Below are 16,745 nucleotides of genomic sequence, written 5' to 3' on the forward strand. Positions count from 1 at the left end.
ACCGTGCCCGGCTCCGGGCGGTCAGGCTTGATCCCTGCGCCGGGCACGGTCGCCCCCAGCCCGTCGTGGTCGCCCTCCGCCCGGGAGTAGCGGTCGTCATCTGGTACGCGGTCGCGTGAAAAGAGCCGCTGGCCGGCACCCCGTCCTGTGGGGTGCCGGCCAGCGGCGTTTCGTTGTTCCTGTGTCAGTTGTTCCAGTGTTGGGCGACGAGGTCGGCGGCCTGCTGCTCCCACTGGGCGTACGCGTCCGGGTACGCCGACACCTGCACCGTCTGCGCGGCGTCGGTCAGCGGCATGTCCTGCCACCCGTCCACCTGCTTCAAACCCTTCAGGAACGCGGTCGTCGAGTACTGCGGGTCGGTGATCTGCTCCGGGGTGCCCCAACCCGACGACGGGCGCTGCTGGAACAGGCCCAGCGAGTCGTGGTCGTTACGGTCACCCAGGTGTCCCAGGTTCTCCAGCTTCGACTCCTGCAGGCTGGTGGCGATCGAGATGACGGCGGCCCGCTCGGGCAGGCCGGCCTTCTTCGTCGCGGCGATGATCGCCTTGGCGTTGGCCGTCTGCTCGTCGTTCAGGTCGATGTGGGACTGGGGGCCCTGCACCCCGTGCGGGGTCAGCTTGGCCTTGTCCACGCCCGGCTTGTCGGCCTGCACGGCCACGGCAACCGGCTTCACCTGCGCCGGCGAGGCGGTGGTGGTGTTCGTGGCGTGCAGGGGGCCCGCATTCCACCCGACCCGAACCCGGCGAGGGCTCGCCTCGATCCGGGCACACCGACGGGGGCATGGTGCCGCCTCCGGGGCATCGTGCCGCCTCCGGGGCATGGTGCCGCCTCCGGGGCATGGTGCCGCCTCCGGGGCATCGTGCTGCTCGGGCGTGCGTCAGGTGTAATGACCCCGCCCCGGCCACGATTCCGCCCTCACGATGGCGCCGATCACACTGAGCAGCAGCCGCTAACCGGACATACGGGGCTGATCGCCGCAGTCGGGTCGGATGATCCACTTGGTGTCGGCGACATTGCGGCATCCAAAGTGCCCGGACACCCCTATGTCGCCGACACCGAGTCGATCAAGTGGCGACCTTCAGGAAAGCGCCGGTCCAGCCCTCCAGGGGGCCACCGGCCCCACCCTCCAGGAGAAACCACCTAGGGTGGTCAGCGTGGCGACACTTCTCCTCCTGCGACACGGTCGTACCACCGCCAACGCCGACGGCGGCCTCGCCGGCCGCCGGCCGGTGGAGCTGGACGACGCGGGCCGGGCCCAGGCCGCGGCGGTGGGCGAGCGGCTGCGCGCCCTGCCCCTCGCGGCGGTGGTGACCAGTCCGCTGGTCCGCTGCCGGCAGACCCTGGAGCTGGCGTTGCCGCAGGCCACCCCGGTCGTGGACGAGGGGCTGATCGAGTGCGGGTACGGCAGCTGGGAGGGGCAGCCGCTGAAGAAGCTGGCGAAGGAGCCGCTCTGGCCCGTGGTCCAGCAGCATCCGAGCGCCGCCGTCTTTCCCGAGGGCGAGTCGATGGCGGCGATGGCCGCCCGCGCGGTCGCGGCGGTACGCGCCTGGGACGCCCGGATCACCGCCGAGCACGGACCGGAGGCGGTGTGGCTGGCATGCAGCCACGGCGATGTGATCAAGGCCATCGTGGCGGACGCGCTCGGCGTACACCTCGATCTCTTCCAGCGCATCGTGGCCGACCCCGCGTCGGTGACGGCGATCCGGTACACCCCGCTGCGGCCGTTCGTGCTCCGGCTCAACGACACCGGCGGCGACCTGGGCGCGCTCGTGCCGCCGCCCCGGAAGCGACGCCGCAGGACGGCGAAGCCGGCGGACTCGGACGCCGCGGTCGGCGGGGGAGCGGGGGCGGTGCGGTGAGACCGTGGGCGCGCGCGACCACGCCGGCACGGGCGGGAGGGTACGGCGGGCGCGGCCGGCGGGCGCGATTCGGTGTCGGTGGGGTACGCGACGTTGTGGTGGGCCGGATAGGGTCATGGGTATGACCCACCAGGTGCACGCCTTCGAGCCGCCGGAGCGGTTCGTCGCCGGGACCGTCGGGCCGCCGGGGGAGCGCACGTTCTTTCTCCAGGCGCGCGGCGGGGGCCGGTTGGTCAGCGTCGCGCTGGAGAAGGTCCAGGTGGCGTTGCTCGCCGAGAAGCTGGAGGAGTTGCTCACGGAGGCGCAGCGACGCTTCGGGGTGCAGCTGCCCGAGGCGCCGGCCACCACGGGCGACAACGAGCCGCTGGACACGCCGGTCGACGAGGAGTTCCGGGTCGGTACCCTCGGGTTGGCCTTCGACGTGGACACCGCGACCGTGGTGATCGAGGCGATCGCCGCCGGCGAAGCCGAGGCCGAGGTCGAGTTGGGCGACGACACCGACGACGAGGACGCCGACGACGAGGAGCCGGACGACGACCTCGACCGGCTGCGCGTCCGGCTGACCCCGGAGGCGACCCGCGCCTTCATCGAACGGGCCCGCCGCGTCGTCAACGCCGGCCGTCCGCCGTGCCCGCTCTGCGGCCAGCCGTTGGACCCCGCCGGGCACCTCTGCCCGCGGCACAACGGTTACCACCGGTGACCTCGTCGGAGTTGCGACCCCGACAGGACGGCGCGGCGGCGCTGCGGCTGCTGCGCGACGGTGAGCTGACCGTCGAGGGTCGCCTGGTGGACGCCTCCAACGCCACCCTGCTCGGCACGCTCACCCTGGGTGAGGCCAGCGCCCGCTGCGTCTACAAGCCGGTGCGGGGCGAGCGGCCGCTGTGGGATTTCCCGGACGGGACGCTCGCCGGCCGGGAGGTGTCGGCGTACCTCGTCTCCCGCGCGACGGGCTGGGATCTGATCCCTCCGACGGTGCTGCGCGACGGCCCGTTCGGGCCGGGATCCTGCCAGCTGTGGGTCGACGAGCCGTCCGACGCCGAGCGGCTGGTCGGGTTCGTGCCGGCCGCCGAGCTGCCGCCGCGCTGGTTCCCGATCGCCGCGGCCCGCGACGACGACGGCACGCCGTACGTCCTCGCCCACGCCGACGACCCGCGCCTGGCCCGGCTCGCCGTGCTCGACGCGGTGATCAACAACGCCGACCGCAAGGGTGGTCACGTGCTGGTCGGCCCCGACGACCGGATCTACGGCGTCGACCACGGGGTGAGCTTCCACGTCGAGGTGAAGCTGCGTACGGTGCTGTGGGGTTGGGCGGGCCGCGAGCTGCCGCCGGACGCGCTGGAGATGCTCGCCGGTCTCTGCGCCCAGCTCGGCGGGGCGCTGGGTGACGAGTTGGCCGAGCACCTGACGATCGGCGAGGTGGCGGCGCTGGCCGCCCGGGTGGACGGGCTGCGCGAGACGGGCAGGTTCCCGCAGCCGTCGCAGGACTGGCCCGCGGTGCCCTGGCCGCCCATGTGACCCGCTCGCGCCCGCCCGCCGCCGGGCGGTGAGGCGGGCGCCCGCACCGCGGGCCGGTGTCACGTTGATCACTGCGGGGCCGGCTCCGGCACCCGGGACGGCTGGTTAGGCTGGCGGTCATGGAGTCTTGGCTGGGGCACGAGATGCCGCGGCTGCCCGGCAGGGGCGGCGCGCTGATGTTGTTCGACTCGGCGCGGCGCGGTGTCCGTCCCAGTTCGCCCGACGGCACGGCCACCATCTACGTCTGCGGCATCACCCCGTACGACGCGACCCACCTCGGCCACGCCGCCACCATGATCAGCTTCGACCTCGTGCAGCGGATGTGGCGGGACGCCGGCCTGAGTGTCCGGTACGTGCAGAACGTCACCGACATCGACGACCCGCTGCTGGAGCGGGCCGAGCGCGACGGCGAGGACTGGAAGGTCCTGGCGATGCGGGAGACCGCGCTGTTCCGCGAGGACATGGAGGCGCTGCGGATCATCCCGCCGGATCACTACGTCGGCGCGGTCGAGTCGATCCCGGACATCGCCGAGAAGGTCCTGGTCCTGTTCAAGGACGGCGCCGCGTACCGGCTCGACGACGGCAGCGGCGACGTGTACTTCGATATCAGCGCCGCGCCGGCGTTCGGCTACGAGTCGAACATGTCGCGGGAGGAGATGCTGGAGATCTTCCCGGAGCGCGGCGGCGACCCGGACCGCGCCGGCAAGCGTGACCCGCTGGACCCGCTGCTGTGGCGGGGCGCCCGCGAGGGCGAGCCGTCGTGGCCCGGCGGTGACCTGGGCCCCGGCCGGCCGGGCTGGCACATCGAGTGCGCCGTGATCGCGCTGAACCTGCTCGGCGAGACGATCGACGTGCAGGGCGGCGGGAACGACCTCATCTTCCCGCACCACGAGTGCTCCGCCGCGCACGCCGAGCGGCTCACCGGGCGGGCACCCTTCGCCAGCCACTACATGCACGCGGGCATGATCGGCCTGAACGGCGAGAAGATGTCGAAGTCCAGGGGGAACCTGGTCTTCGTCTCCCGGCTGCGCGCCGACCGGGTGGACCCGATGGCGGTCCGGCTCGGCCTGATGGCCGGCCACTACCGCGCCGACCGTACCTGGACCGACGACGTGCTCACCGCCGCGCAGGAGCGGCTGGCGCGCTGGCGTCGGGCCGCCGCGGCCCCGGCCGGGCCGTCGGGGGCCAAGCTGCTGGCGGCGGTACGCGCCCGCCTCGCCGACGACCTCGACACCCCGGGCGCCCTCGCGGCCGTCGACGACTGGGCCGAGCGGGCCCTCGCGGGCGTCGGGGACGACTCCTCCGCCCCGGCCCTCGTCACCGACACCGTCGACGCCCTCCTCGGCATCCGCCTCTGACGTCGCCAGGGGCACCTGAGGAGCGGCCGAGGACGAGGCCCGGGGGCCGGTCGGGTCAGCCGAGGACGAGGCCCGGGTCGGGGTCGGGCTCCGGCGCCGGGGCGGGGACGCGGTACTCCTCGGTGAGCGTGGTCATCGGCCCGGGCCAGGTGGCCTGGGCCACCTCGATCGGCTTGCGGTGGGCGTCGTAGGCGACGTGCAGCAGGTGCAGCACCGGGGTGTCGGGCCGGATCTGGAGCGTCTCCGCCTCCTCGCGGCTGGGCTGGCGGGCGGTGATGGTGTCGGTCGCGGTGACGTACCGCCGGCCGGTGGCCTCCTCCGCCTCCTGGTACAGCGGCCGGCCGAACGCCTCGGCCCGCTCCAGCGAGGTGCCGGCGGTGTCCGCCGGGAGGAACCAGGAGGCGCCGACCTCGACGGGGGAGTCCTCGGTGCGTACGAGGTGCCGCCGGCACAGCAGCTCGGTGCCGTCGGCGACGCCGAACGCGTCCGCCACCTCGGGCGGGGCGGGTGCCCGCCCGACGGAGACGAGCTGCTGCCGGTACCGGGCGGCGAGATCGGTGTGGTAGCCCCGGAAACCGCCGTACCGGCCGCGCGAGAGGCGGTTGAGCCGCCGCCGGGTGCCCCGCACGTACGTACCGGAGCCGGGCTTGGTGATCAGGATGCCCTCGACCCGCAACTGGTCGACGGCGCGCTGCACGGTCTGCTTCGCCACGCCGAACATCTCGGCGATGGCGGGGATCGACGGCAGCCGCTCGCCGGGCCCCCAGTCGCCGCGGCGCACCTGCGCCTTGAGCTGCGCGGCGATCTGCCGGTGGGGAAACTCGGCCGCGCCCGGGTTGATCTGCATGCCCGACCTCCTGGGTGACAGCTAGGTTCCTAGGATGCCCTAGACGGCGTGACCGCGCCACCCCGGCACGCGAAAAGGGCCCCGGACGGACATCCGGGGCCCTCGACGCTGCGCGGCCGACGGCGCTGGGCAGTCGACTACCAGGAGCCGGCGGTGGGGCCGGCGGAACCGCCCCGCCGGCGCAGGTACTTCTCGAACTCCTGGGCGATCTCGTCACCGGTCAGCGGGGTGATGCCCGCGTCGCCGACGCGTTCCTCCAGCTCGCGGACGTACTCGCCCAGCTCGGCGTCCTGCTCGGCGGCGCTGCGTACCCGCCGCTCCCACTCGGCGGCCTCCTCGGCCAGGTCGGCCATCGGCACCGGCAGGTCCAGCACCTCCTCCACCCGGTGCAGCAGCGCCAGGGTGGCCTTGGGGCAGGGCGGGTTGTTGGCGTAGTGCGGCACGTGCACCCAGAACGACACGGCGTCGACCTCGGCGCGGGTGCAGGCGTCGTGCAGCACGCCGACGATGCCCGTCGGGCCGTCGTACCGGGTGGGGGTGAGCTGGTACCGCTTCGCCGCGTCGGCGTCCGAGGCGCTGCCGCTGATCGGCAGCGGGCGGGTGTACGGCACGTCCGCGAGCAGGGCGCCGAGCAGCACCACCCGCTCGACCTCCAGGCTGTGGCAGATCTCCAGCACCTGCTCGCAGAAGGTACGCCAGCGCATGCTCGGCTCGATGCCCCGGATCAGCACGACGTCCCGCTCCGTGCCCGCCGGGCTGGCCACCATGAACCGGGTGGTGGGCCACTCGACCCGCCGCGTCTCGCCGTCGGCCATCGTGATCGTGGGCCGGCTCACCTGGAAGTCGTAGAAGTCCTCCGGGTCCAGTTCCGTCACCGGCTGCGCCTGCCAGACCTGCTCGAGGTGCTCGACCGCCGCGGTCGAGGCGTCCGCGGCGTCGTTCCAGCCCTCGAACGCGGCGATGGCCACGGGGGACCGCAGCACCGGCAGTCCGTCGAACTCGGTCATGCCGTCACCTCACCCTGCTCGTAGAGGGCGGCCCCGGGCTGCGGCCCGGTGGTCCGCCCGCCGTGCACGGTGGCGTCCCTGTTGTCCTTCACGTCCGCCAGCCTACGTGGCACGGCCGCACCCGGCCCGTCGGCCGCGCCGGTGCGACCCACGCACCGGCCGCCCACGGTGATCGTCCGGTCGGCACAATGTGGGAGGGCCAACCGGGGCCGACCGTCGGGCGCAGTCGCGCACTACCCTGAATGCGTGCGGACTTCGTTGCTGGATGTGCTGTCAGACCGGGTTCTCGTCGCCGACGGCGCGATGGGGACGATGCTCCAGGCTGCCGACCTGACCCTGGACGACTTCGACGGGCACGAGGGCTGCAACGAGGTCCTCAACGTCACCCGCCCGGACGTGGTCCGCGGGGTGCACGACGCGTACCTGGCCGCGGGCGCGGACTGCGTGGAGACGAACACGTTCGGCGCGAACCTGCCGAACCTCGCCGAGTACGGCATCGCGGGGCGCATCCGGGAGCTCTCCGAGGCGGGGGCCCGGCTGGCCCGCGAGGCCGCGGACGCGTACGCCACCGCAGAGCAGCCCCGGTACGTCCTCGGCTCGATGGGTCCGGGCACGAAGCTGCCCACCCTGGGGCACGCGTCGTACGCGTCGCTGCGGGACGCGTACCTGGAGAACGCCGCGGGTCTGATCGTGGGCGGGGCGGACGCGCTGATCATCGAGACCTGTCAGGACCTGCTGCAGGTCAAGGCGGCGGTCGTCGGGTCGAAGCGGGCGATGGCCGAGCTGGGGCGGGACGTGCCGATCATCTGCCACGTCGCCGTCGAGACCACCGGCACCATGCTCCTGGGCAGTGAGATCGGCGCGGCGCTGACCGCGATCGAGCCGCTCGGGGTCGACCTGATCGGGTTGAACTGCTCGACGGGTCCGGCGGAGATGGGCGAGCACCTGCGCCACCTGTCGCAGTATTCCCGCATTCCGTTGTCCGTGATGCCGAACGCGGGGCTGCCCGTGCTGACCGCGGACGGGGCGTACTTCCCGCTGACCCCGGAGGAGATGGCCGAGGCGCTGGACCGGTTCGTCACCGAGTACGGCGTCTCGCTGGTGGGCGGCTGCTGCGGCAGCACCCCGGAGCACATCCAGGTGCTCGTGGAGCGCCTGCGGGGCCGGCCGCCGGTCGTCCGCGAGCCGCGCTCCGAGGCCGGGCTCTCCTCGATCTACCACCACGTCCCGTTCGCCCAGGACGCCAGCGTGCTGATGGTGGGGGAGCGGACCAACGCCAACGGCTCCAAGGCGTTCCGGGATGCCATGCTCGCCGCCGACTGGCAGGCGTGCGTGGACGTCGCCCGCGGCCAGGCGCGGGACGGCTCGCACCTGCTGGACCTGTGCGTCGACTACGTCGGCCGGGACGGCACCGTCGACATGCGGGAGCTGGCCGGCCGGTTCGCCACCGCGTCGACGCTGCCGATCATGCTGGACTCCACGGAGCCCGCGGTGATCGAGGCGGGGCTGGAGATGCTCGGTGGGCGGTGCGTGGTCAACTCGGTCAACTTCGAGGACGGCGACGGCCCGGACTCCCGTTACGCCCGGGTGATGCCGGTCGTGCGGGAGCACGGCGCGGCGGTGGTGGCGCTGCTCATCGACGAGGAGGGGCAGGCCCGCACGAAGGACTGGAAGGTGCGGGTCGCGGCCCGGCTGATCGAGGACCTGACGGGCCGGTGGGGGATGCGTCGGGAGGACATCCTGATCGACGCGCTGACCTTCCCGATCGCCACCGGGCAGGAGGAGACCCGCCGCGACGGCATCGAGACGATCGAGGCGATCCGGGAGATCGCCCGCCGGTACCCGGGGGTGAACTTCACCCTCGGCATCTCGAACGTGTCGTTCGGGCTCAACCCGGCGGCGCGGCAGGTGCTGAACTCGGTGTTCCTGCACGAGTGCGTGCAGGCGGGGTTGACCTCGGCGATCGTGCACGCGAGCAAGATCCTGCCGATGTCGAAGATTCCCGAGGAGCAGCGCGAGGCCGCCCTGGACCTGGTCTACGACCGGCGTCGCGAGGGGTACGACCCGGTGCAGCGGTTCATCGAGATCTTCGAGGGGGTGGACGCGGCGTCGGCGCGGGCGTCCCGGGCGGAGGAGCTGGCGGCGCTGCCGCTGGAGGAGCGGCTCAAGCGGCGGATCGTCGACGGCGAGCGCAAGGGCCTGGAGGCCGACCTGGACGCGGCGATGACCGGCGGCCGGTCCCCGCTGTCGATCATCAACGACCTGCTGCTGGACGGCATGAAGGTGGTCGGCGAGCTGTTCGGCTCGGGGCAGATGCAGCTGCCGTTCGTGTTGCAGTCGGCCGAGGTGATGAAGTCGGCGGTGGCCTACCTGGAGCCGCACATGGAGAAGGCCGACGACGGGGGCAAGGGCCGGATCGTGCTCGCCACGGTGAAGGGCGACGTGCACGACATCGGCAAGAACCTGGTGGACATCATCCTGTCCAACAACGGCTACGAGGTCGTCAACATCGGCATCAAGCAGCCGATCAACGCGATCCTCGACGCGGCCGAGGAGCACCGGGCCGACGCCATCGGCATGTCCGGGCTGCTGGTGAAGAGCACGGTCATCATGAAGGACAACCTGGCCGAGATGGCCGCGCGGGGGGTCGCGGGGCGCTGGCCGGTGCTGCTGGGCGGGGCGGCGCTGACCCGGGCGTACGTGGAGGACGACCTGCGGGCGATGTTCCCCGGCCAGGTGCACTACGCGCGGGACGCGTTCGAGGGGCTGACCCTGATGGACCGGGTGATGACGGCCAAGCGGGGCGGGGCCCCGGTGGTGGACGCGGAGCGGGAGGCGGCGCTGGCGGCGCGGCGGGAGCGCCGGGAGCGGCAGCGGGCGGTCGTCCGGGAGGCGCTTCCGGAGTTGGACGACGCGTCGGTGCGCTCCGACGTGGCCGTGGACGTGGAGGTGCCGACGCCGCCGTTCTTCGGCACCCGCGTGGTCAAGGGTGTGCCGCTGGCGGAGTACGCGGCGCTGCTGGACGAGCGGGCGACGTTCCTGGGCCAGTGGGGGCTGCGCGGGGCGCGGGGCGGCACGGGCCCGTCGTACGAGGAGCTGGTGGAGACGGAGGGCCGGCCGCGGCTACGGTACTGGCTGGACCGGCTGACCGCCGACAAGGTGCTCGAGGCGGCGGTGGTCTACGGGTACTTCCCGGCGTACTCGGAGGGCAACGACCTGGTGGTGCTGGACGAGGGCGGGCGCGCCGAGCGGGCCCGGTTCTCGTTCCCGAGGCAGCGGCAGGAGCGGCGGCTGTGCCTGGCGGACTACTTCCGGCCGCGGGGTGACGCGCTGGACGTGGTGGCGTTGCAGTTGGTCACGGTGGGGCAGCCGATCAGCGAGTACACGGCGAAGATGTTCGCCGGCAACGAGTACCGCGACTACCTGGAGGTGCACGGCCTGTCCGTGCAGCTCACGGAGGCGCTGGCGGAGTACTGGCACCGGCGGATCCGGTCGGAGCTGACGCTGCCGGGCGGCCGTACGGTGGCCGACGACGACCCGGCGGACCTGGCGGGTCTGCTGCGCACGGACTACCGGGGTTGCCGGTTCGCGTTCGGCTATCCGGCCTGCCCCGATCTGGAGGACCGGGCGAAGATCGTGGAGCTGTTGGGCGCGGAGCGGATCGGGGTGCAGTTGTCGGAGGAGTTCCAGCTGGTGCCCGAGCAGGCCACGGACGCGATCGTGGTGCACCACCCGGAGGCGAACTACTTCAACGCCAGGTGACCCTGGCCTGCGCTGACGTTGTGCGGACGGCGGGCCAGCCGCCGGGTGACGGCGGCTGGCCTGGTGGGCGTGGTCAACGGGCCGGCGTTGCGGCTGCGCGGCTCGGGAGGGCGGCGGCCGGCGGGCTCAGGGGCCGGTGGCGGTCGCCACGCCGCTCTCGTCGACGGTGAACTGTCCGCTGGGGGCGCCGTTGAAGGTTCCACTGCGGATCCACTCGATCAGCGCCGCCTTGACTGTGGAGTGTGGACCGGCCCAGGGTGCGCCGGGTGTGCCGCCGTAGGGTGTGCCGGACGCCGGGGTGCAGCGCTGCCCGGAGCAGCCCTCGAACGGCAGGGCGTGGCTGGCGCAGACCACCTGTACCGACACCTTGTTCGTCATCGTGGCCGGCAGGGCCCCGTAGATGCCGCTTGCGTTCGTCACCGGGGCGACCGTGTCCTCGACACCGTGGATGACCAGGGTGGGTGTGGTCAGCTGTGCCGCGACGGTGGTGTTCCAGCCGTAGCTGGAGAACACCGGGCTGCGGGCGAGGCCGGTCGGGTGGTCCGGGTCGTCCCCGCCCCACTCACGGCCGAGGCTCTCCTCCTCCATGACCTGGTTCCACATCTGCTCCGGGCTGCCGGGGACGACGTGACCGGTGCAGGCCGCCCCGCGATTCGCCGGCATGGTCCAGGCGCCGGCGACGTCCGCGGCGGTGTAGACGTGCAGCGGGAAGGTGGCGAAACCCGTCGGCGGCGGTGTCTCCTCGGTCGGGAAACCGAACAGCGACGACAGGAACACGACCCGGTTCACCTTGGCGATGTACGCCGCGCTCCCGGGGAGGACGGGGTTGGCCGCGTACAGGGTGCGGCCGACGTGCTGCCCGCCGGCGGAGTAGCCGATCAGCGTGACCTTGCCGTCCGACGGCTGCGCCCGGGCGATGGCGTCGTCGATGACCTGGCGGATGTCGCGGACGAAGGTGTCGACGCGGGCGAAGCGTACGTTGCTGGAGTGCGCCTGCCGCTGTCCGCCGAGGGGATTGGTGAGCAGGTGGTCTCCCTGCTGGTCGAGGGGGAAGACCGGAACGTGCGTGCGGTCGCACCCCTCGGGGTGTGCGCAGGTGCCGTCCGACTCGTACGGCCGCAGGCTCGCGTTGCCCGGGTCGTCGAGGCCCTGCTCGAAGCGCGTCGAGCGGCCGTAGCCGAGCAGGTTCGGGACGAAGGTGTCGATCCCGGCCCGGGCGAGCGCCTGCTGCACGCTGAGGTCGCCGCCCTCGGGGGCGGGGTGGTCCAGGTCGAACACGGGCGGCCCGTAGACGCTGCGCCCGTGGATCAGCACGGCGGCCCGGTTGGGGACGGTGGGGCACCTGCCGTTGGCGTAGACGGGCTGGACGCGGTGCACCTGGAGCTTGGCCGGGAGCCCGGTGAACTGCGGGTCGGGCATCAGCCCGGCGGGCACCCTGAAGTGCAGCCAGTGGTCGCTGACGGCGACGCCGGTCGGCGCCTCGTCGCAGGCGTCGGCTGCGGACGCCCCACCGACGGTGGCGGGGTCGGTGGAGTGGAATGGTGAGTGCTGCGCCGCGGAGGTGGGCGGGGCGAAGGCGGCAGCGAACGCCGTTACTGCGACGATCGTGAATGCCGTTCTCCTGAGCCCACGCTTCGGTCTGGACATGAGGTCTCCTTTGTGGGTGTGGTTACGCGGGTTCGCGTGGTGGTGACACGTGGCCGTTTTCCCGCATGGTCGCGGGGATGGGCGGGGCGCGGGCGCGCCGAGCGGGGCGAGGAAGGGCGGCGGCCATGGCCGCATGGTGAAGGCTCGACATCATGACGTTCCTGGGACACGCGGGCGCGTTGGATGAGGAACGGTGCCGCTTCCGCGAATCGGGTCACGATGCGCGCCGTGCGGCATCTGGCGTCAGTGCCCTCCGCCTGGTTGTGGGGCCGCCGGAGGGTTTCCTGTGTCGACGGGAACGGAACGGGCGTGGGGCACCGTTCGCTTCTTGGCGATCGTGTCTCTGCTTCTCGGGCCCGTTGGCCCGGGTCGCCCGGATCCGTCGACTCTGGATGCGCTATCGATGCTGCTCGCATCGCGGTGGCAAGTCAACGCCCCGGCTTCTCGCCAACTGCTTCATGGGGCGGCCGGGGCTCAAGTGCCATATTCGCGGCGAACCGAGAACGTCGCAATTTTGTGCGCAATGGTCGGCCGAACTTCCGCGGTGACGCCGATTGTCGACCGGTTCGGAGATCTTGTCACACCGTGGTCCGGGTGTCCATGGGGGAGGCGTCTCGGAAATGGGTGGTGGCGGGCGGAATTCCCGGCGAGGATCACGGTCGTGTCAGTTCCCCGGAAGCAGATCCGCGCCGTCCACACCGCTGAGACGATCACCGTCTACCAGGCGTACGCGCCGGAGATCGCGCTGCCGGCGCTGGCCGCCGGCCGTTTCGTCGCGCCGTTCAAGCGGGAACGGATGACCTGGATCAAGCCGTCGTTTCTGTGGATGATGTACCGCTGCGGATGGGGGTCCAAGCCCGGGCAGGAGCATGTGCTGGCGATCGAGATCGCCCGTTCCGGATTCGAATGGGCCCTCCAGCACGCGTGCCTGAGTCACTACGACGCGACCCACCACGTGAGCCGACGGGCCTGGGGTGAGCAGTTGAAAACCAGCCCGGTTCGGGTGCAGTGGGACCCGGAACGGTCGCTGACCCTGCAACCGTTGTCCCACCGGTCGCTGCAGGTGGGACTGAGCGGCGAAGCGGTCGACCGGTACGTCGACGAGTGGACCGTCCGCATCACGGACGTCACCCCGACCGCGCGTGCCGTCAGGGCCCTGCTGCGCGACGGTGACGAGACCGCGGCGGCGGCGATGCTGCCGCCGGAGCGGCCGTACCCGCTGGCGGAGCACGTTGCGGCCGTCATCGGAGCCAGCACCGACGGCTCGTGCCTCGGGCCGGGCGAGAAGGCTCCCCGAGGCGGCAGGGGGTGACTGCGGCGCGTGCCGCCGGCCGGTCGGCCGACAGCGCCGCGGCGGATCAGATTCGTGCGATCGGACGACTGGTCGGCGAGGTGCTCGGGTCCGCGGCCGTCGGCAGCTACCTGCACGGCTCGGCCGTGCTCGGCGGCCTGCGGCCGGCCAGTGACGTGGACGTCCTCGTGGTGTCCCGGCGGAGCCTGGACGACCCGCGGCGGCGCGCGCTCCTCGATGGACTGTTGGCGATCTCCGGCTCCCGGGTCGGGGCCCGCCCGGTCGAGCTCACCGTGGTGGTCCAGTCCGAGGTACGCCCGTGGCGGTTCCCGCCGACCGGCGACTTCCTCTACGGGGAGTGGCTGCGCGCCGAGTTCGAGTCCGGCGGGCCCCCTCGGCCGGAGCCGATGCCGGACCTGGCGCTGCTGATCACGATGGTGCTGGCCGGCGACCGTCCCCTCGCCGGCCCGCCGCCCGCGCGGGTGCTGGACCCTGTCCCGCCCGCGGACCTGGTCCGGGCGAGCGTGGCGGGGATCCCCGGCCTGCTCGACGACCTCGACGGCGACACCCGCAACGTCGTGCTGACCCTCGCCCGGGTGTGGTCCACGCTGGCCACCGGCGAGATCAGGTCGAAGGACGCCGCCGCCGACTGGGCGCTGGCCCGGCTGCCGCCGGAGCACCGCCCGGTCCTGCGGCACGCCCGGGAGCTGTATCTGACCTGCGGGTACGCCGACGAGAGCTGGGGTGCCGAGCTGACGGCCCGGGTGCGGTCGCACGTGGACCGGGTGCTGGCCGAGATCGAGCGGCTGGCGCGGCGCTGAGGCCGGGGCGGGGACGGGCGCGCCGGACAGCTGGGGGTGGGACGGGACGCTGTCCGCCGGCGCCGGATGCTCCTGAGCCGGGTGGTGGCCTGCGTCAACTCGTGGGCGATGATCGTGATTTCTGTCAGGGTCGACGGCATGACTGCCCTGCTCCGCTCCCGCGTGACCGACTGGACCGTCGTCGTACCCGTGCTCGCCGTGCTGGTGTTGGCGCTGACGTGGGGTCGGGAGCTGCCCCCGGTGCTCGTGGCGGTCGTGGCGGCGTTCCTGGCGGGGGCGGTGCTGGCGGCGGTCCACCACGCGGAGGTGGTCGCCCACAAGGTGGGTGAGCCGTTCGGGTCGCTGGTGCTGGCCGTCGCGGTCACGGTGATCGAGGTCGCCCTGATCGTCACCCTGATGATCAGCGGCGGGGACAAGACGCAGGCGCTGGCCCGGGACACCGTCTTCGCCGCGGTCATGATCACCTGTAACGGCATTCTCGGCCTGTCCCTGCTGATCGGCGCGCTGCGCCGCCGGGTGGCGGTGTTCAACCCCGAGGGCACCGGCGGGGCCCTGGCGACCGTCACCATCCTGGCCACCCTCAGCCTCGTGGTGCCGACCTTCACCACCAGCCGGCCCGGGCCGCAGTTCTCCCCGGCCCAGCTCGCCTTCGCCGCCGTCGCCTCCCTGTCCCTGTACGGGCTGTTCGTGCTGGTGCAGACCGGCCGGCACCGGGACTACTTCCTCCCCGTCAGAGCCGACGGGACGGTCGTCGACGCCGACGGCGACGGGCACGCCGACCCGCCGTCGACCAGGGGCCGCCCTGGCCAGCCTGGTGCTGCTGCTGGTGGCGTTGGTCGCCGTGGTGGGCGACGCGAAGACGGTGTCCCCGGCGATCGAGGCCGGGGTGTCCGCCGCGAACCTGCCGCAGGCGTTCGTCGGCGTGGTCATCGCCCTGCTCGTGCCGCTGCCCGAGACCCTGGCCGCGGCGCGCGCCGCCCGCCGGGACCGGGTGCAGATCAGCCTGAACCTGGCCCTCGGCTCGGCGATGGCCAGCATCGGGCTGACGATCCCGGCGATCGCCCTGGCGTCGGTGTGGCTGGACGGGCCGCTGCTGCTCGGGCTCGGCGGCACCCAGATGGCCCTGCTGGCGCTGACCGTCGTCGCCGGTGTGCTGACCGTGGTGCCGGGCCGGGCCACCCTGCTGCAGGGCGGCGTGCACCTGGTGCTGCTGGCCGCGTTCGTCTTCCTCGCCGCGAGCCCGTGAGCCCCTCCCGGCCGTCGACCGGCCGGGCGGCGGGCAGGCCCAGGCCGGCGGGCGCGCAGGTCGAGGCCGGCGGCGGGCAGGTCGAGGCCGGCGGCGGGCAGGGCTGGAACGGGCCGACGGGCAGGGCCGGGCCGGGCGGTGGGCGGGCCGGGCCGGCGGCGGACAGGCCCGGGCCGGGCCGACGGGTAGGGCCAATCGGATACTCGCCCGAAAGGCCGCAGACGGGCATGATCGACGGCAGGCCGGGGTACCCGGTCCGGCACGGACGATCCGCGGAGGGGACTGTGACCGCACGCTCGCAACGTCGGCCGGCGGCCACCCTGGCCGGCCTGCTGGCCGCGCTGGTGCTGGCCGGCGGGTGCGCGATCGGCGGGCCGGACCAGGACGAGCCGGGGCGGCCCCGCCCCGAGCAGCCCCGGGCGAGCGCTCCGTCCGGCGCCGAGGACGATCGCGCAGACGGCACCACCAGCGTCGCCGAGTTCGCCAAGGACTTCGAGGTCGCGGTGGACAAGGCGGAGCTGTACTGGGCCGAACAGTTCCGGGCCTCGGGCCGGCGGTTCGAGCCGATCCGACAGGTCATCCCGTACCAGCGGGAGGGCGAGGTCTCCTGCGGCGGGCAGCCGGTGCCGCGCAACAACGCGGTCTACTGCTCGGCCGGCGACTTCATCGCGTACGACGTCAGATGGTCCGTGGCGGCGTTCCGGCAGGTCGGCGACGCGTTCCTGTACTACCTGCTCGGGCACGAGTACGCCCACGGTGTGCAGGTGCGCCTCGGCGTCCGCTACGACTTCACCATCCAGCAGGAGTTGCAGGCCGACTGCATGGCCGGGGCGTACCTCGGCGGCTCGGTCCAGGCCCGGCAGTTGGAGTTGGCAGAGGGCGACCTCGACGAGTTCCGGGAGGGGCTGCTCGCCGTCGGCGACGACCCCGACCAGCCGTGGTTCGCCGAGGGCGCGCACGGCACCGCCGAGCAGCGCACCGACTTCTTCTTCCGGGGGTACGAGTCGGGCCTGTCGGCCTGCGGCCTCGGCTGAACCCGCCCGCGCCGCCGCCCGCGGTGTCGAGAGGCCGGCCGGGGGTAAACGCGGGGTGTGGGCCACGCCGGGTCAGCCCGGGAGGACACGGGCGTTGGGACGTCCCGACGCGGACGAGGTGAGAGATGGAAGGAACGACGATGGCCGACAACGTGCCAGTCAGGGTTGCCCCGGCCACGGCCACCATCGTCGGCGTACCGGCCGACTCCGCTGTCGCGGAACCGCCGAGCAGCCTCGAGCTGTGGGTGCGGGCGCAGGAGTTGCACCGCTGCTTCGGCGAGGACGACGGCGAGCCGCACATCCTGCGCGGCCTGGACTGAGCCGGTGGCCGGGAAGCACCTCCGCGGCGGCGGATGAT

At 73.0% G+C, this 16,745-nt stretch carries 13 protein-coding genes and 1 pseudogene; 10 read left to right on the forward strand and 4 right to left on the reverse strand.

Annotated features, from left to right (window positions below; genetic code table 11):
• Nucleotides 1–184: 184 nt before the first annotated feature.
• On the reverse strand, nucleotides 185–712 hold the full coding sequence (locus ABGB16_RS26200; protein WP_347670777.1) for a hypothetical protein: 528 nt from the start codon (nucleotides 710–712) through the stop codon (nucleotides 185–187).
• A 433-nt stretch (nucleotides 713–1,145) separates the two neighbouring features.
• Between ABGB16_RS26200 and ABGB16_RS26205 the strand changes: the two genes are divergently transcribed.
• The 4 genes from ABGB16_RS26205 to mshC all read left to right on the forward strand — a co-directional run bounded on the left by ABGB16_RS26205 (nucleotide 1,146) and on the right by mshC (nucleotide 4,732).
• Nucleotides 1,146–1,859: a histidine phosphatase family protein gene (locus ABGB16_RS26205; protein WP_347670751.1), complete on the forward strand. Its 714-nt coding sequence runs from the start codon at nucleotides 1,146–1,148 to the stop codon at nucleotides 1,857–1,859.
• A 121-nt stretch (nucleotides 1,860–1,980) separates the two neighbouring features.
• On the forward strand, nucleotides 1,981–2,559 hold the full coding sequence (locus tag ABGB16_RS26210; protein WP_347670752.1) for a DUF3090 domain-containing protein: 579 nt from the start codon (nucleotides 1,981–1,983) through the stop codon (nucleotides 2,557–2,559).
• Nucleotides 2,556–3,374: an SCO1664 family protein gene (locus tag ABGB16_RS26215; protein WP_347670753.1), complete on the forward strand. Its 819-nt coding sequence runs from the start codon at nucleotides 2,556–2,558 to the stop codon at nucleotides 3,372–3,374. The genes ABGB16_RS26210 and ABGB16_RS26215 overlap by 4 nt, the downstream gene beginning before the upstream one ends.
• Before the next feature lie 119 nt (nucleotides 3,375–3,493).
• On the forward strand, nucleotides 3,494–4,732 hold the full coding sequence (mshC, locus tag ABGB16_RS26220) for a cysteine--1-D-myo-inosityl 2-amino-2-deoxy-alpha-D-glucopyranoside ligase (protein WP_347670754.1): 1,239 nt from the start codon (nucleotides 3,494–3,496) through the stop codon (nucleotides 4,730–4,732).
• Nucleotides 4,733–4,787: 55 nt separating this feature from the next.
• On the opposite strand, the gene ABGB16_RS26225 is transcribed toward mshC, so the two are convergent.
• Together ABGB16_RS26225 and ABGB16_RS26230 are read right to left on the reverse strand one after the other, a co-directional pair.
• Complete coding sequence (locus tag ABGB16_RS26225) at nucleotides 4,788–5,579, reverse strand: GntR family transcriptional regulator (protein WP_347670755.1); 792 nt, start codon at nucleotides 5,577–5,579, stop codon at nucleotides 4,788–4,790.
• Between the two features lie 137 nt (nucleotides 5,580–5,716).
• Nucleotides 5,717–6,586 (reverse strand): PAC2 family protein, encoded by an 870-nt coding sequence (locus ABGB16_RS26230; protein WP_347670756.1) that lies wholly within the window; start codon nucleotides 6,584–6,586, stop codon nucleotides 5,717–5,719.
• A gap of 246 nt (nucleotides 6,587–6,832) precedes the next feature.
• Between ABGB16_RS26230 and metH the strand changes: the two genes are divergently transcribed.
• Nucleotides 6,833–10,348: a methionine synthase gene (gene metH, locus ABGB16_RS26235; RefSeq protein WP_347670757.1), complete on the forward strand. Its 3,516-nt coding sequence runs from the start codon at nucleotides 6,833–6,835 to the stop codon at nucleotides 10,346–10,348.
• 126 nt (nucleotides 10,349–10,474) lie between these two features.
• On the opposite strand, the gene ABGB16_RS26240 is transcribed toward metH, so the two are convergent.
• Nucleotides 10,475–11,995 (reverse strand): alpha/beta hydrolase, encoded by a 1,521-nt coding sequence (locus ABGB16_RS26240; protein WP_347670758.1) that lies wholly within the window; start codon nucleotides 11,993–11,995, stop codon nucleotides 10,475–10,477.
• 661 nt (nucleotides 11,996–12,656) lie between these two features.
• Here ABGB16_RS26240 and ABGB16_RS26245 point away from each other — a divergent pair.
• The 5 genes and pseudogenes from ABGB16_RS26245 to ABGB16_RS26265 all read left to right on the forward strand — a co-directional run bounded on the left by ABGB16_RS26245 (nucleotide 12,657) and on the right by ABGB16_RS26265 (nucleotide 16,707).
• Nucleotides 12,657–13,307 (forward strand): DUF4291 domain-containing protein, encoded by a 651-nt coding sequence (locus ABGB16_RS26245; RefSeq protein WP_347670759.1) that lies wholly within the window; start codon nucleotides 12,657–12,659, stop codon nucleotides 13,305–13,307.
• Nucleotides 13,304–14,107 (forward strand): aminoglycoside adenylyltransferase family protein, encoded by an 804-nt coding sequence (locus tag ABGB16_RS26250; protein ID WP_347670760.1) that lies wholly within the window; start codon nucleotides 13,304–13,306, stop codon nucleotides 14,105–14,107. The genes ABGB16_RS26245 and ABGB16_RS26250 overlap by 4 nt, the downstream gene beginning before the upstream one ends.
• A 138-nt stretch (nucleotides 14,108–14,245) precedes the next feature.
• Nucleotides 14,246–15,353 (forward strand): annotated as a pseudogene (locus tag ABGB16_RS26255) (ionic transporter y4hA).
• A 284-nt stretch (nucleotides 15,354–15,637) separates the two neighbouring features.
• Entirely contained in the window at nucleotides 15,638–16,387 is a 750-nt protein-coding gene (locus ABGB16_RS26260) for a neutral zinc metallopeptidase (protein WP_347670761.1), read from the forward strand.
• Nucleotides 16,388–16,527: 140 nt separating this feature from the next.
• Nucleotides 16,528–16,707 carry a hypothetical protein gene (locus tag ABGB16_RS26265; RefSeq protein WP_347670762.1) on the forward strand — a complete coding sequence of 60 codons (180 nt, stop codon included), beginning with the start codon at nucleotides 16,528–16,530 and terminating at the stop codon, nucleotides 16,705–16,707.
• The last annotated feature ends 38 nt before the right edge of the window (nucleotides 16,708–16,745 follow it).

The sequence above is a fragment of the Micromonospora sp. B11E3 genome (assembly GCF_039871625.1).
Classification (GTDB): domain Bacteria; phylum Actinomycetota; class Actinomycetes; order Mycobacteriales; family Micromonosporaceae; genus Micromonospora.

Excerpts from the sequence above, each read along its gene's own strand:
- ABGB16_RS26265 (WP_347670762.1), top strand. The coding sequence starts at position 16,528 with ATGGCCGACAACGTGCCAGTCAGGGTTGCCCCGGCCACGGCCACCATC.
- ABGB16_RS26240 (WP_347670758.1), bottom strand. The coding sequence starts at position 11,995 with ATGTCCAGACCGAAGCGTGGGCTCAGGAGAACGGCATTCACGATCGTC.
- ABGB16_RS26210 (WP_347670752.1), top strand. The coding sequence starts at position 1,981 with ATGACCCACCAGGTGCACGCCTTCGAGCCGCCGGAGCGGTTCGTCGCC.
- ABGB16_RS26230 (WP_347670756.1), bottom strand. The coding sequence starts at position 6,586 with ATGACCGAGTTCGACGGACTGCCGGTGCTGCGGTCCCCCGTGGCCATC.
- mshC (WP_347670754.1), top strand. The coding sequence starts at position 3,494 with ATGGAGTCTTGGCTGGGGCACGAGATGCCGCGGCTGCCCGGCAGGGGC.
- ABGB16_RS26225 (WP_347670755.1), bottom strand. The coding sequence starts at position 5,579 with ATGCAGATCAACCCGGGCGCGGCCGAGTTTCCCCACCGGCAGATCGCC.